This window comes from Oceanobacillus halophilus, assembly GCF_003628505.1.
GTDB classification, from domain to species: Bacteria; Bacillota; Bacilli; order Bacillales; family Amphibacillaceae; genus Oceanobacillus; species Oceanobacillus halophilus.
Window position 1 is genome coordinate 377,373 of record NZ_RBZP01000001.1, and the last position, 13,713, is coordinate 391,085.

Annotated in this window: 10 protein-coding genes and 1 pseudogene; 10 read left to right on the forward strand and 1 reads right to left on the reverse strand. The window is 35.8% G+C overall.

Going from position 1 to position 13,713, the window contains the following annotated elements; genetic code table 11:
* Window positions 1–7: 7 nt before the first annotated feature.
* The 7 genes from D8M06_RS01905 (at window position 8) to D8M06_RS01935 (ending at window position 10,045) form a co-directional block, all read left to right on the forward strand.
* The gene (locus D8M06_RS01905) at window positions 8–1,153 is read left to right on the forward strand and encodes an acyl-CoA dehydrogenase family protein (RefSeq protein ID WP_121202664.1); all 1,146 of its coding nucleotides are present in this window, start codon (window positions 8–10) and stop codon (window positions 1,151–1,153) included.
* A gap of 36 nt (window positions 1,154–1,189) precedes the next feature.
* Complete coding sequence (locus tag D8M06_RS01910; protein ID WP_121202665.1) at window positions 1,190–2,542, forward strand: acetyl-CoA carboxylase biotin carboxylase subunit; 1,353 nt, start codon at window positions 1,190–1,192, stop codon at window positions 2,540–2,542.
* Window positions 2,543–2,556: 14 nt separating this feature from the next.
* Window positions 2,557–2,769: an acetyl-CoA carboxylase biotin carboxyl carrier protein subunit gene (locus tag D8M06_RS01915; RefSeq protein WP_121202666.1), complete on the forward strand. Its 213-nt coding sequence runs from the start codon at window positions 2,557–2,559 to the stop codon at window positions 2,767–2,769.
* 67 nt (window positions 2,770–2,836) lie between these two features.
* Window positions 2,837–3,610 carry an enoyl-CoA hydratase gene (locus tag D8M06_RS01920; protein ID WP_121202667.1) on the forward strand — a complete coding sequence of 258 codons (774 nt, stop codon included), beginning with the start codon at window positions 2,837–2,839 and terminating at the stop codon, window positions 3,608–3,610.
* Window positions 3,611–3,628: 18 nt separating this feature from the next.
* Window positions 3,629–5,158, forward strand: coding sequence for an acyl-CoA carboxylase subunit beta (locus D8M06_RS01925; protein WP_121202668.1), 1,530 nt, complete (start codon window positions 3,629–3,631; stop codon window positions 5,156–5,158).
* Window positions 5,159–5,519: 361 nt separating this feature from the next.
* A complete protein-coding gene (locus tag D8M06_RS01930) occupies window positions 5,520–9,173 on the forward strand; it encodes a dynamin family protein (RefSeq protein ID WP_121202669.1) in 3,654 nt (1,217 codons plus the stop codon).
* Window positions 9,170–10,045 carry a 5'-3' exonuclease gene (locus tag D8M06_RS01935; protein ID WP_121202670.1) on the forward strand — a complete coding sequence of 292 codons (876 nt, stop codon included), beginning with the start codon at window positions 9,170–9,172 and terminating at the stop codon, window positions 10,043–10,045. The genes D8M06_RS01930 and D8M06_RS01935 overlap by 4 nt, the downstream gene beginning before the upstream one ends.
* On the opposite strand, the gene D8M06_RS01940 is transcribed toward D8M06_RS01935, so the two are convergent.
* Entirely contained in the window at window positions 10,035–11,168 is a 1,134-nt protein-coding gene (locus D8M06_RS01940) for a zinc-dependent alcohol dehydrogenase (protein WP_121202671.1), read from the reverse strand. The genes D8M06_RS01935 and D8M06_RS01940 overlap by 11 nt on opposite strands.
* 295 nt (window positions 11,169–11,463) lie before the next feature.
* Here D8M06_RS01940 and cysK point away from each other — a divergent pair, with 295 nt between their 5' ends.
* From cysK to D8M06_RS20240, 3 genes and pseudogenes are all read left to right on the forward strand, one after another.
* Window positions 11,464–12,387 carry a cysteine synthase A gene (cysK, locus tag D8M06_RS01945; RefSeq protein WP_121202672.1) on the forward strand — a complete coding sequence of 308 codons (924 nt, stop codon included), beginning with the start codon at window positions 11,464–11,466 and terminating at the stop codon, window positions 12,385–12,387.
* A 92-nt stretch (window positions 12,388–12,479) separates the two neighbouring features.
* A pseudogene (locus tag D8M06_RS01950) lies at window positions 12,480–13,062 on the forward strand (DNA alkylation repair protein).
* Window positions 13,063–13,143: 81 nt separating this feature from the next.
* Window positions 13,144–13,686: a fructosamine kinase family protein gene (locus tag D8M06_RS20240; RefSeq protein ID WP_277749458.1), complete on the forward strand. Its 543-nt coding sequence runs from the start codon at window positions 13,144–13,146 to the stop codon at window positions 13,684–13,686.
* Window positions 13,687–13,713: the final 27 nt, after the last annotated feature.

The window sequence follows — 13,713 nt, forward strand, 5'->3', positions numbered from 1 at the left end:
TATAGCAATGGATTTTGAATTATCCAAAGAACAGAAAATGATTCAATCAATGGTCCGTGAATTTGCTGAAGAAGTTATACAGCCCAGAGCCATAGAAATTGATCAGAATGCCGCCTTCCCAGAAGATATCTTTAATCAAATGGGAGAATTGGGATTACTGGGAATACCCTTTCCAGAGAAGTATGGAGGTTCTAACGGTGATACCCTTTCTTACGCTATCGCTGTAGAAGAAATTGGAAGCGCTTGCGGAAGTACTGGTTTGAGTTATGCGGCAGCTGTTTCATTAGGTGCAAGCCCTTTTTATTATTTTGGTACCGAAGAACAAAAACAGAAGTATCTAAGACCGTTAGCAGAAGGGAAAGCATTAGCTTCATTTGGGTTAACCGAACCGAATGCTGGATCCGATGCTGGTGGTACCAAAACCACAGCAATTCTCGATGGAAACGATTATTATGTGATAAACGGAGAAAAATGTTTTATTACTAATGCGAGTTATGCTAAGACCTTAATTATAACTGCTGTAACAGGAAAAACGAATCAAGGGCAAAACGCAATTTCTTCCATAATTGTACCTGCTGATACCAAAGGTGTATCGATTACAAGTGAATACGAAAAGATGGGAGTTCGAGGATCAGATACCGCTCAAATTATTTTGGAAAATGTTCGTGTTCCTAAAGAAAATGTATTGGGTGAACCGAACAAAGGTTTTCAACAATTTTTACAAACACTAGATGGTGGTAGAATTTCGATTGGAGCATTAGGATTAGGTATTGCACAAGCTTCTTTAAACAAAGCTTTAGATTATGCTAAGGAGCGAAAACAATTTGGAAAATCCATCTCTAAATTTCAAGCCATTCAGTTTAAGTTGGCAGACATGGCGATGGAAGTGGAATTAGCTAGAAATATAGTATATAAAGCTGCATGGTTGAAAGATCAAGGTAAACCTTTTAGCAAAGAAGCGGCATATGCTAAACTTTTTGCTACGGAGACAGCTTTTCGAAGTGCCAATCAAGCTATACAGATATTAGGTGGTAATGGGTACATGAGAGAATTTGAAGTAGAACGATATTTACGTGATGCCAAACTATTAGAAATAGGTGAAGGGACTTCAGAGATTCAAAGACTTGTTATCGCAAGGCAACTAGGATGTTAACTTTTACATCTCATATTTATAAATAGGAGAGAATATATGATTAAAAAAGTTCTTATTGCCAATCGTGGTGAAATTGCCGCAAGAATTATCAGAACATGTCAAAAAATCGGAATTAAAACGGTTGCTGTCTATTCAGAAGCGGATAAAGAGGCTCCCTTTGTTAAAATGGCGGATGAATACTTTTTACTGGGAGCATCTCCTGTAAATGAGAGCTACATGAATATGCAAAAGATATTCTTGGCAGCCAAAGAGACTGGAGCAGATGCTATTCATCCAGGGTATGGTTTCCTAAGCGAAAGCGAGACTTTCGCTGCAGCTTGCAGAGAAAAAGGCTTGACTTTTATAGGACCAAAAAGTGAAATTATCAAATTAATGGGCAATAAAGTAGAAGCGAGAAAGGCAATGAAAGAAGCAGGGATACCTATCATCCCAGGAACAGAGAATGGGATTACCTCTGTAGATGAAGCGGTAAAATTTTCAGATGAAATTGGTTACCCAGTTATGCTAAAAGCTTCAGCTGGTGGCGGAGGAATAGGTATGCAGGTTGTACATTCTAAAGAGGAGTTAATAAAGGCCTTTGAGACTGCTTCCAAGCGCGCTTATGCATTTTTCGGTAATGGTTCCATGTTTGTGGAGAAAAAGGTGGAGAGAGCCAAACACATAGAAATACAGTTATTAGCTGACAATTATGGGAATGTTGTTCATCTATTTGAAAGGGACTGTTCCATCCAAAGACGGAATCAAAAAGTTATCGAAGAAGCACCTTGCCCTTTTATTTCTGAACAGACTATAAAGGAAATGGGAGAAGCAGCAGTAAAAGCCGCTAAGAAAATAGGTTATACTAGCGCTGGAACAATGGAATTTTTGGTAGATGAGGATCAGAACTATTATTTTCTTGAAATGAATACAAGAATTCAAGTGGAACACCCTGTGACAGAGGAAATCACTGGACAGGATATTGTAGAAGCGCAAATTCAAATTGCCAACGGGGAAGACCTATCCATTCAACAAGCTGACATTAAAAAATCAGGTCATGCTATTGAGGTACGTATTTATGCTGAAGACCCAGTTACGTTCTATCCTTCTCCAGGACTCATCCAGTCGATGAAAGTGCCTGAAGGTGAGAACGTTCGAAATGAAACAACAGTGAAAGATAACTATCAGGTCACACCTTTCTATGATCCAATGATTGCTAAGTTAATAGTAAAAGGACCTACTAGAGAGGATGCTATTTCCTTATTAAATCAGTCATTGGAAGCATATAAAGTAGTTGGCATTAGAACAAATATTCCTATGCTATTAAAAATAATAAATACAAAAGCCTTTCAACATGGAAAAATTACTACAGCTTTTGTTGAGGAACATTATCTATCAACAATTAATCATTAAAGGAGGAAGTACTCATGACAGAAGTAAAAGCAAGTATGACAGGGAATGTATGGAAAATAGTTGTTCAAAAAGGGGAACAGGTAGAAGAGGGTCAAGAGATGGTTATCTTAGAATCGATGAAAATGGAAATACCGATTACCGCGGAAATAACTGGAACAGTACAAGAGTTAAAAGTAGCAGAGGGGGATTTTGTCAACGAAGATGATGTTATTGCCGTAATAGAATAAATCCCTTGAGTAAGTATTTTTCTGCCAATTTTTTAAATGATCTTATAGAGGAGGGTTCTCCTTAGACATGATAGATTTGAATATATTGGAAGAACATATTGCAATTGTTTCTTTAAACAGACCAGAAGCGGCAAATGCCATGTCAAAACCCTTTCTTCACATATTTAACGAAACCATTGATAAGTTAGCAAAGAACCCAAGCATCTATTGCACCATCATTACCGGAGCTGGGGAAAAAGCCTTTTGTGCTGGAGCAGACTTAAAAGAGAGAAAGGGAATGTCAGACCAACAAGTAGTAGAAGCAGTCAACTATATAGGAGAAACGATTACTTCAGTGGAAAAACTGCCTATGCCAGTAATAGCTGCATTAAATGGAGGAGCGTTTGGTGGGGGATTAGAACTAGCGATTGCGTGTGATATTCGTATAGCTGCAAGCCATATAAAATTAGGCTTAACAGAGACTTCACTTGCTATTATTCCTGGTGCAGGAGGCACTCAACGATTACCAAGATTAATAGGGTTAGGTCAAGCCAAACGTATGATCTACACTGGAAAAACGATTACTGCTGAGGAGGCATTATCCATTGGTCTTGTTGAAGAAATTGCAGATGGAAAAGAAGTCCTTGAAAAAGCCATTCTATTAGCAAGGTCTATTGCATGCAATGGTCCCATCGCACTAAAACAGGCAAAACTAGCAATCAACCGTGGGATAGAGACAGACATAACTACTGGACTAACCATTGAACATTTGGCATATAAAGAAACAATTCCAACAAAGGATAGAGTAGAAGGACTTCAAGCATTTCGTGAAAAGAGGAAACCTATTTATATAGGAGAATAATGGATAGGAGGTTGAATGATGTCTTCCATGGAACAACTACAGAACAAAAAAAACCAAATTAAACAAGGTGGTAGAGAAAAATACCACAAAGCCAATGAAGTAAAAGGAAAGCTTTTTGTTCGTAAACGTTTGGAGTTATTATTTGATAAAGGAATCAATTTGGAAGACGGATTTTTTGCTAATTGCATGGACGATTCCCTGCCATCTGATGGAGTGGTAACAGGAATAGGGAAAATAAACGGTCAAGATGTTTGTGTCATGGCTAATGATTCAACAGTAAAAGCGGGATCATGGGGAAAAAGAACAGTGGAGAAAATAATTCGTATTCAAGAAACAGCAATGAAATTAGAATTGCCCATGCTTTATTTAGTTGATTCTTCAGGTGCAAGAATTACTGATCAAATCGAGATGTTTCCTGGACGACGCGGAGCCGGACGTATATTTCATAATCAAATAAAGCTTTCTGGTCGTGTTCCTCAAGTATGTTTATTATTCGGTCCCTCTGCTGCAGGAGGTGCTTATATACCAGCATTTTGTGATATTGTCATAATGGTTGACGGAAATGCATCCATGTATCTGGGTTCACCAAGAATGGCCGAAAAAGTAATTGGGGAAAAAGTTTCCCTAGAAGAAATGGGCGGTGCCAAGATGCACACTTCTGTTTCAGGAGTTGGCGATGTATTAGTAAAATCGGAGGAAGAAGCAATTTCATATGCACAAAAATACTTAAGCTTTTTCCCGAAAAATTTCCGCAAGAAACCACAAGATCAAGAAGCACGTGAGCCAAAAAAGCAGGAAATAACTATTGATGAATTAATACCAAAAAATCAAAATGCAGCCTTTAATATGTACGATTTAATTAATCACATTATAGATGAGGATAGTTTCTGTGAGATAAAGAAGAATTTCGCACCAGAACTAATTACTGGATTGTCTAGAATCAATGGCAAATCGATCGGAATCATAGCAAATCAGCCACGTGTAAAAGGTGGTGTTTTGTTCACCGACTCTGCGGACAAAGCGGCTAAATTTATTCAAATATGTGATGCTTTCCATATCCCGCTGCTATTCTTAACGGATGTACCTGGATTTATGATTGGTACTAAGGTGGAAAGACAAGGAATTATTCGTCACGGTGCGAAGATGCTCTCGGCAATGAGTGAAGCAACCGTACCTAAAATTTCAGTCATTGTTAGAAAAGCTTATGGCGCAGGTTTATATGCCATGGCGGGTCCTGCGTTTGATCCGGACTGTGTCTTAGCATTTCCAAATGCTCAAATTGCCGTCATGGGGCCTGAAGCAGCAGTAAATGCCGTATATGCGAATAAGATTTCCGAACTGTCAGAGGAGGAGCGACAGAGTTTCGTCAAGGAAAAACAGGAAGAGTATCGTGAAGAGATAGATATTTATCGATTAGCATCTGAAATGGTCGTTGATGATATTATCGATCCTGATAAATTGAGAGCTGAACTATTCAACCGGTATTCCATATATGAAGCAAAAAACGTAACGTTTACAGAGAGAAAACATGGAGTTTACCCTGTTTAATAGTTTAATCAATAGAACTTTGGTACGAAACGATCGAATTTAGTGTGAGAAATGGGAAAAGGAGTTGTCTATTTGGCAGCTCTTTTTGTATTTAAAAAGCGCTTTTAGTAAGTTTGGTACTTTCTTGCTAGGTTGGGGTTGATTCAAAGTTCGTCGTAACAATAAAATCTATGATTAAATTTTTCTTGAGCTCACACTACCGCCTATGGAAGCTTCGTGTAATACCGTAGCAGCAGGTAAATTAAATTAACAATAATTTTATTATGTAAACTAACCAAAAGTAATAAGAATTTTTTCTAGAATAAACATGCTAAGTTCCGTATAATAGTTCATAAGTTAGGGATAAGGAGAAGGGGCAGCTATGAACAGTATAGAATTAATGGGAATCAATCAAAATGTTATACGATTTGAACACTTAGCAGTACTTTATAAGACGATGTTAGATAATGAGGATACTAAGAATGCTGAGAAAATTTTGGATTTATATGAAAAACTAGATAAAAATGAACTCATGATTAGTTTTGCAGGTCATTTTTCTGCAGGAAAATCCTCGATGATTAATGCACTTATGGGAGAGGATATTTTGCCAAAGAGTCCAATTCCTACGAGTGCAAATGTAGTAAAAATTACATCAGGCGAAGGAAAAGCAAACGTCCATTTACATAATGGGGATGTTTTGGAATTTAAAGAACCCTATGATATGGATAGGATAAAAGAGTATTCGAAAAACAAGAACGAAATTAAAAAAATAGAAATAAATACATCGAAACCTATTTTACCAAAGCAATGTTCACTGATGGATACTCCAGGTATCGATGCTGCAGATGATGCAGACCGAATCATGACAGAATCCTCCCTCCATTTAATAGATGTATTGTTCTATGTGATGGACTATAATCATGTACAATCTGAGGTGAATTTGCAATTTCTTAGATCTGTACAAAATAAATCAATCCCATTTTATGTGATTATTAACCAAATTGACAAACATGATGAGAATGAATTGTCTTTCGTACAATTCAAGCAAAGTATTAGTCAAACCTTTAAACAATGGAATATAGAACCAATGGAAATTCTTTATTCTTCCTTAACGGTTCCGGAAGTAGAAAACAATCAATTTGATAGAATACAAGAAATACTTTTTCAATTAATGGATCGAAGCGAAAATGAAAAAGTTATCATTAATCATTCTACAGAACAAATAGTAGCAGAACATCAACAATTTCTAAAAAACAGATACGAGTCTTCTTTGACTATCGACATGGATGAAGAAGAAATAGAAAATAGTCTGGTGAAAATGAAAGAGCTTACCTTTAAAATCAAAAATTTGGATGAGGAATTGATTAATTTAGAGAAGACTTTTAATGATGTGTTACAGAGTACGTTAAACAATGCTTACCTTATGCCTGCAACTCTTAGAGATAAAGCGCATTCTTTCCTTGAATCACAACAAAGCAATTTTAAGGTTGGATTTTTGGCCTCGAAGAAAAAAACAGAAGCAGAGAGGGAGAAGAGATTAACAGAGTTTTTACAACCTTTACAGGATAATATGGAAGCTTCTATACAATGGAAACTAAGGGATAAATTTGCTCAGTTATTAAACGAGTATCACATTACAGATGATACGATTTTAAAAGAGGTTCAGTCACTCCGTCTAAACTATCAAGCAGATGATTTATTTGAACTGATTAATCCTGGTGCAAAGGTAAATGGCGATTATATTCTTAATTATACCAAAGAAGTAACAAATGACGTGAAGACGAAATATAAACAAAGGACAAACTATTTGATAGAACTTATCAAAGGAATAGTAACGGAAAAAAATAGAAAAAAAGAAAATAAATACAAAGAGCAACTTCAGGAATTAGAGCATGCTCAACAATATAATTTAAAAAAAGAAGAACTTAAAAGAGATTATAATATAAGACTATCTCTTCTTCAGTCTACTATAGAACAACCACAACCAAATGAAGATGATTGGGAGTTATTGGAGTCTGCTCAAAATGCAAGGTACAAAGAAATACAAGTAGTTACTAATAAGGAAGTATCTATTAAAAAGAATGAGAAGTCAGTGAATCAGGAAACGGTATTATTAGACAAGAAAGAACAGGATAATAGATTACCTGTAGAAATAGTAATAAACAGTGTTGATAAAACAATGAAGGCAATTAAGGGATTACCGGGATTCGAAGCATTGCAGAAAGATTTGGCAGATAAAAATGACAGGCTAACCAACCGCTCGTATACGATTGCTTTATTTGGCGCTTTTAGTGCAGGTAAATCATCTTTTGCAAATGCTCTAATTGGTGAGAATGCATTACCTGTTTCACCCAATCCGACTACGGCAGCAGTTAACCGGATTCGTCCTGTCTCCAATAAATATAAGCATGGTACGGTAGTTGTTACATTAAAAAGTAAAGAGGCATTAGCTAAAGATTTATTAATGATTACGAAGAAATACTCTCCCTCTTTTGAAGAATTTGATTCCTTATTACAGTGGGTACAGGATGAAAATATACATCAGAGTAAGCAATTAAACAAAATGTACCAAGCATATCTTAAAGCCTTAATTAACGGTTATGATGCAAATAAAAGCTATATAGGAAAAGAACAAATTATTGATATAGAGGAATTTGCCTCTTATGTTACTGATGAGACAACCGCTTGCTATATTGAATCAATTGATCTTTATTATGATTGCCCTATAACGAGACAGGGAATTACACTTGTTGATACACCAGGTGCTGATTCAGTTAATGCACGTCATACGAATGTAGCATTTGAGTATATAAAACATGCAGATGCAATCCTTTATGTAACGTATTATAATCATGCATTATCTCGTGCGGATAGAGACTTTATCATGCAACTAGGAAGAGTAAAGGAGGCTTTTCAACTAGATAAGATGTTTTTCATCGTTAATGCTGCAGATTTAGCACAGGATGAGGGGGAGCTTTCCTTAGTTGTTAATTATGTTCAAGAACAATTGCAAGCACTTGGTGTCAGATTACCTAGGTTATATCCTGTATCTAGTAAGCGTTCATTAAATGAGAAGCAAAACCAAGAAACTCTAAATGACCAAATGGCTACATTTGAAGAAAAGTTTTATCAATTTATGAACTTTGATCTTGCTGCACTTACGATTGATTCTGCACTATGGGATATAAAGCGAACATATCATGCAATGAACAGTTATATAGAGTCCATGAATTTAGATGAAGCAGCTAAAGAGAGTAGAAAAAGTGAATTATACGATAAGCGAATAAAACTAACGGAAGAATTGGTAAATATTGAAACGTCTATCTATGATGATCGAATTCATGATAAGATAGATAAGCAGCTTTATTATGTTCTTGAAAGACTCTCGATTCGCTTCCATGATATGTTTAAAGAGTATTTTAATCCAACGACTGTAACCGAGTCGGGCAAAAAGGCAATCATTCAGTTAAGAGAGAATCTCGAGAATCTCATAGAATATGTGGGATATGAGCTTTATCAGGAACTTCAAGCAGTGTCACTTAGAATTGAAGCATTCGTTATAGAACAAGGTAATGAAGTTTATGACTCAATGAAGAAGAAGAGCATGGAAACGGATAAACTATTTGAATTGCCAAATTGGCAAGATAGCGAATTGGAAACTCCTGTTTATAAAGAAGACTTCTCTCAGACAGACTTATCTTTGTTTGATAAAGTAATAACGAAATTCAAAGGAACAAAAGCTTTCTTTGAGAAAAATGAGAAAGAGACAATGAAGGAAGAAATGTTTGATATTCTTTCACCGCTTGCAAAGACCTATATAGAAGAAAACAAGCTTATGATGGTAGATAATTATAATGAACAGTGGAATCGCTTGATTGAGGAGATGAAATTTGTAGCAAATCAATCAATTGATAGGCAGATAAGAAATTATGAAGAAATGATGGAATCTGGATTAGATTTATCCGTATTAACAGAGAAACAACATCAAGTGCTAACAGAATTGCAAAAGCACGGAATAGAGGAAGTGACTTCATGAAGAGAAATAAAATTTTATTAGTAGATGGTATGGCGTTATTATTTCGTGGTTTCTTTGCTACTTCATTTAGAGGAAACTTTATGAAAAACAGCAAAGGAATTCCTACTAACGGTATTTACCAGTTTATGCGATATTTTTTAGATGCTGCAGATAAATTTGAGCCATCTCATGTTATTTGCTGTTGGGATATGGGCAGCAAGACTTTTCGCACGGAGTTATATGATGGATATAAAGCAAATCGCGATGCACCACCAGAAGAACTAATTCCACAATTTGATTTGATAAAAGAAGTAGTAGAGGCTTTTGATATGCCTAACATAGGCTTAGAAAGCTTCGAAGCGGATGATTGTATTGGAACTTTAGCTAAAAGCTATGCTAAAGAAAATGAAGTGATTATTCTAACAGGTGATCAGGATATCCTACAGTTGGTAGATACCGGAATTCATGTTGCTATTATGAGAAAAGGACAAGGTAATTATGAAGTTTTTACTCCAGATAATTTTTATGAGAAAAAAGGAATTCATCCAAGACAAGTAATTGATATCAAAGGGTTAATGGGAGATACGTCTGATAATTACCCTGGAGTAAAGGGGATTGGGGAGAAAACAGCACTTAAATTACTCCAGGAATATGAAACCATTGATAATTTACTTGAAAATATAGAGCACTTGTCAAAAGGAGTTCAAACAAAGATAAAAAATAACCTGGATATGCTTCATTTATCAAGGACTCTTGCAGAAATAAAATGCGACGTTCCAGTTAGTTGCTCTTTGGATGAAGCGGTATGGCAGTATGATATAACGAAAGTTCAGACTAAATTTGAGGAACTTGACTTCCAACACTTATCAAAATTGATTAAAACTACGGTTTAAGGACAACTTTAATACAGTTGTTCTTTTTTCCATTAAACATATCATATGCTTCATCCGCCTTGTCTAATGGAAGCGTATGGGTAATAATATCTGTTGGATCAATTTTATTAGAAACCACTTGGTCATAAAGCTCTTGCATGTAGCTTCTTGCATGGGCTTGTCCCATTTTTAACGTAATATTTCGAGTAAAGAAAGGTCCAAGTGGAAACATATTATAAAGGCCCCCATAAACTCCTGTTATTTGAACCGTTCCTGCTTTTTTGACTGCTTTTGTTGCGATTTGAATCGGACCAAGAGTACCACCTTGTAATTTTAACTTTTGTTCTACAAATTCCATCGGTGATTTTTTTCCATCCATTCCAACGCAATCGATGACCACATCTGCTCCACCCTTGGTAATCTCTTTTAACGTTTCTCCCATATCCTTATCTTTTGTAAAGTCAAATATTTCTGTTTTATTAACACTTTTTGCGTGATTTAAGCGATAATCTATATAATCTACAGCAATCACTCTTTCGGCACCTTTCTGCCATGCAAACTTCTGTGCCATTAGTCCAATCGGGCCGCATCCTAGGACAATCACTGTATCTCCTTTTTTTACCCCAGCATTTTCCACACTCCAAAGAGCTGTTGGTAATACATCTGATATAAATAATAATTGTTCATCCTCTAATTCACAATCTTCTGGTATGAGAAAAGGAGTGTAATTCCCAAAAGGGACACGAAGATATTCGGCTTGCCCACCTGGATAGTTACCGAATTTTTCTGTATAACCAAAATAACCTCCTGAGTCATAGTGTGGATTTGCATTATCACACTGACTTTCTAGATGATGATTACAGTATGGACAATTTCCACAAGCTACTGTGAAAGGGATCACTACTCGGTCTCCTTTTTTTACCTTGGTTACATCAGGACCAACTTCTTCTATAATACCCATTGGTTCGTGTCCAATAATGTAATCCATTGGTATGGGGAAATTCCCTTGATATATATGCAAATCTGAACCACAAATAGCTGTGGAAGTGATCTTAACTATAACATCGTCTGGTGCTTTTATAACAGGATCTGCCACCTTTTTTACACCTACATTGTATTTCCCTTGATATGTGACTGCTTTCATTATCTTTCCTCCTAAAAACGATATACCATTATAATTCGTCAACAGTCCGAAAATATGCGACGAAGAAGGAGTCAATATCCTATACAAGTTAGATTTATCTTCAAAGATAAAAGCAAATGATGGAAATGCCAAATATATATCTTTATAATTATACTTAAATATGTTTATTTATATGGAAGAGGTTATCTGTCTTTTTCTAAAATGACTGAAGCTAGGATTACTAATAATTTCCATTTGAGAACAAACCTCACTGAAAAATAGAACCACGAAAACAGTTATAGAAAGTAGGGAGTTTATGAAAGTTGTAGACAATGTGTCGGAATTAATTGGTGAAACTCCAATTGTAAAATTAAATAAGATTGTGCCAAAGGATGCAGCAGATGTATATGTAAAATTAGAAATGTTTAACCCTAGTAAAAGTGTAAAAGATCGTGCCGCTTTTAATATGATAAGAGCAGCTGAGGAAAAAGGTTTGATTAAACCAGGTGATACAATAATAGAACCCACAAGCGGTAATACTGGTATCGGATTAGCAATGAATGCAGCTGCAAGAGGATATAAAGCAATTTTAGTCATGCCGGATAATAGTACGATGGAACGAAGAAATATTCTCCAGGCATACGGGGCTGAGATAGTATTAACCCCGAGTGAAGAGAAAATGCCTGGTTGTATCAAGAAAGCTTTAGAACTGCAAAAAGACATTCCCGGAAGCTTTATTCCACAGCAGTTTGAGAATGAAGCAAATCCGGATATTCATAGAACAACAACTGCAATTGAAATATACGATCAAATGAATGGAAAATTAGACGCATTCGTATGTACAGCAGGAACAGGTGGGACAGTAACGGGAACTGGAGAAACCTTAAAAGAAAAACTTCCAGACATACATGTCGCAGTAGTAGAACCTAAGGGGTCAGCAGTACTTTCTGGAGGAAAGCCTGGAAAACATAAGTTGGTCGGTACAAGCCCAGGATTCGTACCTAAAATATTAAATACACATATTTACGATGAAATTATTCAAATTGAAGATGATGATGCAATTAATACGCTAAAAAAATTAGCGAGATTAGAGGGGGTATTTATTGGTCCCTCTGGAGCAGCTTCTGTATACGCTGCAATGGAAGTTGCTAAAAAACTTGGACGTGGAAAACAAGTAGTCTGTCTCGCGCCAGATACAGGTGAACGTTATTTAAGCATGAATCTTTTTGATGAGGGGTAAATAACATCATGAATGATAATAGAGTATCCCTTATTGTTTCCTTATTCGAAAGGCACCGTAACAATGAGAATGCAGTACCTATGGAAAAATACATGCGAAATCAATTTTCATTTTTAGGTATTAAATCACCACTAAGAAGTCAGTTAATGAAACAATTTTATAACGAAACTGGCATCTTAAACGAACCATTCTCTAATGAATTTGTTCTTTCTTTATGGGATGTAAAGGAAAGAGAATACCAACTTGCAGCACTCGATTATATCAATCGTTCTTTGAAAAAATTGGATGAAGAACATATTTCACTAATGGAAAAACTAATCACAACTAAATCATGGTGGGATACCGTTGATAACCTTGCTCAAAAGGCTGTTGGAAAAATAGCTAAAGATAATTCAGCTATCATAGATGACAGAATAGAAGGATGGGCATATGGTAATCATTTATGGCCAAAGAACTTCTCTTTTATTCCAACTGAAATACAAAGAAGATACAGATGAAGAATTGTTATATCGATACATTAAACATTTTGCCGATAGGAAAGAGTTTTTTATTCAAAAGGCTATTGGCTGGGCTTTAAGAGAGTACTCAAAAACAAATCCGAGTTCCGTACAACAATTTATTAATAACCATTCCCTTTCTAAATTAAGTGTACGTGAGGGTAGTAAATATATTTAATACATGATGAGCATTATGCCTGGATTTGTCACACTAAATCATGATGAATTCAGGCATAATATATAATTGATAGGTGGTTATATGAAAAGGGTTATTCAACAAGGACTTAGGAAAATGGGATACCATGGAGAAGATATTCAAGTAATGAAAGTTTCTGGTGGAGATATAAATGAAACTTTTTATGTTCCAATAGATAACGACCAATACTTTGTTAAATTGAATAGAGAGGTAAGTCCTGCGTTTTTTAACTTTGAAGCGGAAGGGTTAAATAAAATTAGAGAAACAAAATCCATTCGTGTGCCCAAAGTTTACGGAGTATATGAAGTGTCCCAGGTTCCAATGTTATGGATGGAATGGATAGAAGGAGAAAAAGAGAACCATACAGAAACATTACTTGGAGAACAGGTAGCAAAGCTTCATCAATGTGAAGGACCTGGTTATGGGTATAACAAAGAAAGTTATATCGGTAAACTAAAACAGAATAACAAAATAGTTCATAGCTGGATAACATATTATCGAGACTATCGATTAAAGGGACAATTAAGTATCGGTAGGAATAGGGGAACCATAAGGGGAAATAGGGAGAAGAGGCTGATTAAAGGGTGGTTATCCATTTCTAATTGATCCTTCTATACTTTATGGAGATCATGA

Excerpts from the sequence above, each read along its gene's own strand:
- D8M06_RS01905 (WP_121202664.1), top strand. The coding sequence starts at position 8 with ATGGATTTTGAATTATCCAAAGAACAGAAAATGATTCAATCAATGGTC.
- D8M06_RS01910 (WP_121202665.1), top strand. The coding sequence starts at position 1,190 with ATGATTAAAAAAGTTCTTATTGCCAATCGTGGTGAAATTGCCGCAAGA.
- D8M06_RS01915 (WP_121202666.1), top strand. The coding sequence starts at position 2,557 with ATGACAGAAGTAAAAGCAAGTATGACAGGGAATGTATGGAAAATAGTT.
- D8M06_RS01920 (WP_121202667.1), top strand. The coding sequence starts at position 2,837 with ATGATAGATTTGAATATATTGGAAGAACATATTGCAATTGTTTCTTTA.
- D8M06_RS01925 (WP_121202668.1), top strand. The coding sequence starts at position 3,629 with ATGTCTTCCATGGAACAACTACAGAACAAAAAAAACCAAATTAAACAA.
- D8M06_RS01930 (WP_121202669.1), top strand. The coding sequence starts at position 5,520 with ATGAACAGTATAGAATTAATGGGAATCAATCAAAATGTTATACGATTT.
- D8M06_RS01935 (WP_121202670.1), top strand. The coding sequence starts at position 9,170 with ATGAAGAGAAATAAAATTTTATTAGTAGATGGTATGGCGTTATTATTT.
- D8M06_RS01940 (WP_121202671.1), bottom strand. The coding sequence starts at position 11,168 with ATGAAAGCAGTCACATATCAAGGGAAATACAATGTAGGTGTAAAAAAG.
- cysK (WP_121202672.1), top strand. The coding sequence starts at position 11,464 with ATGAAAGTTGTAGACAATGTGTCGGAATTAATTGGTGAAACTCCAATT.
- D8M06_RS20240 (WP_277749458.1), top strand. The coding sequence starts at position 13,144 with ATGAAAAGGGTTATTCAACAAGGACTTAGGAAAATGGGATACCATGGA.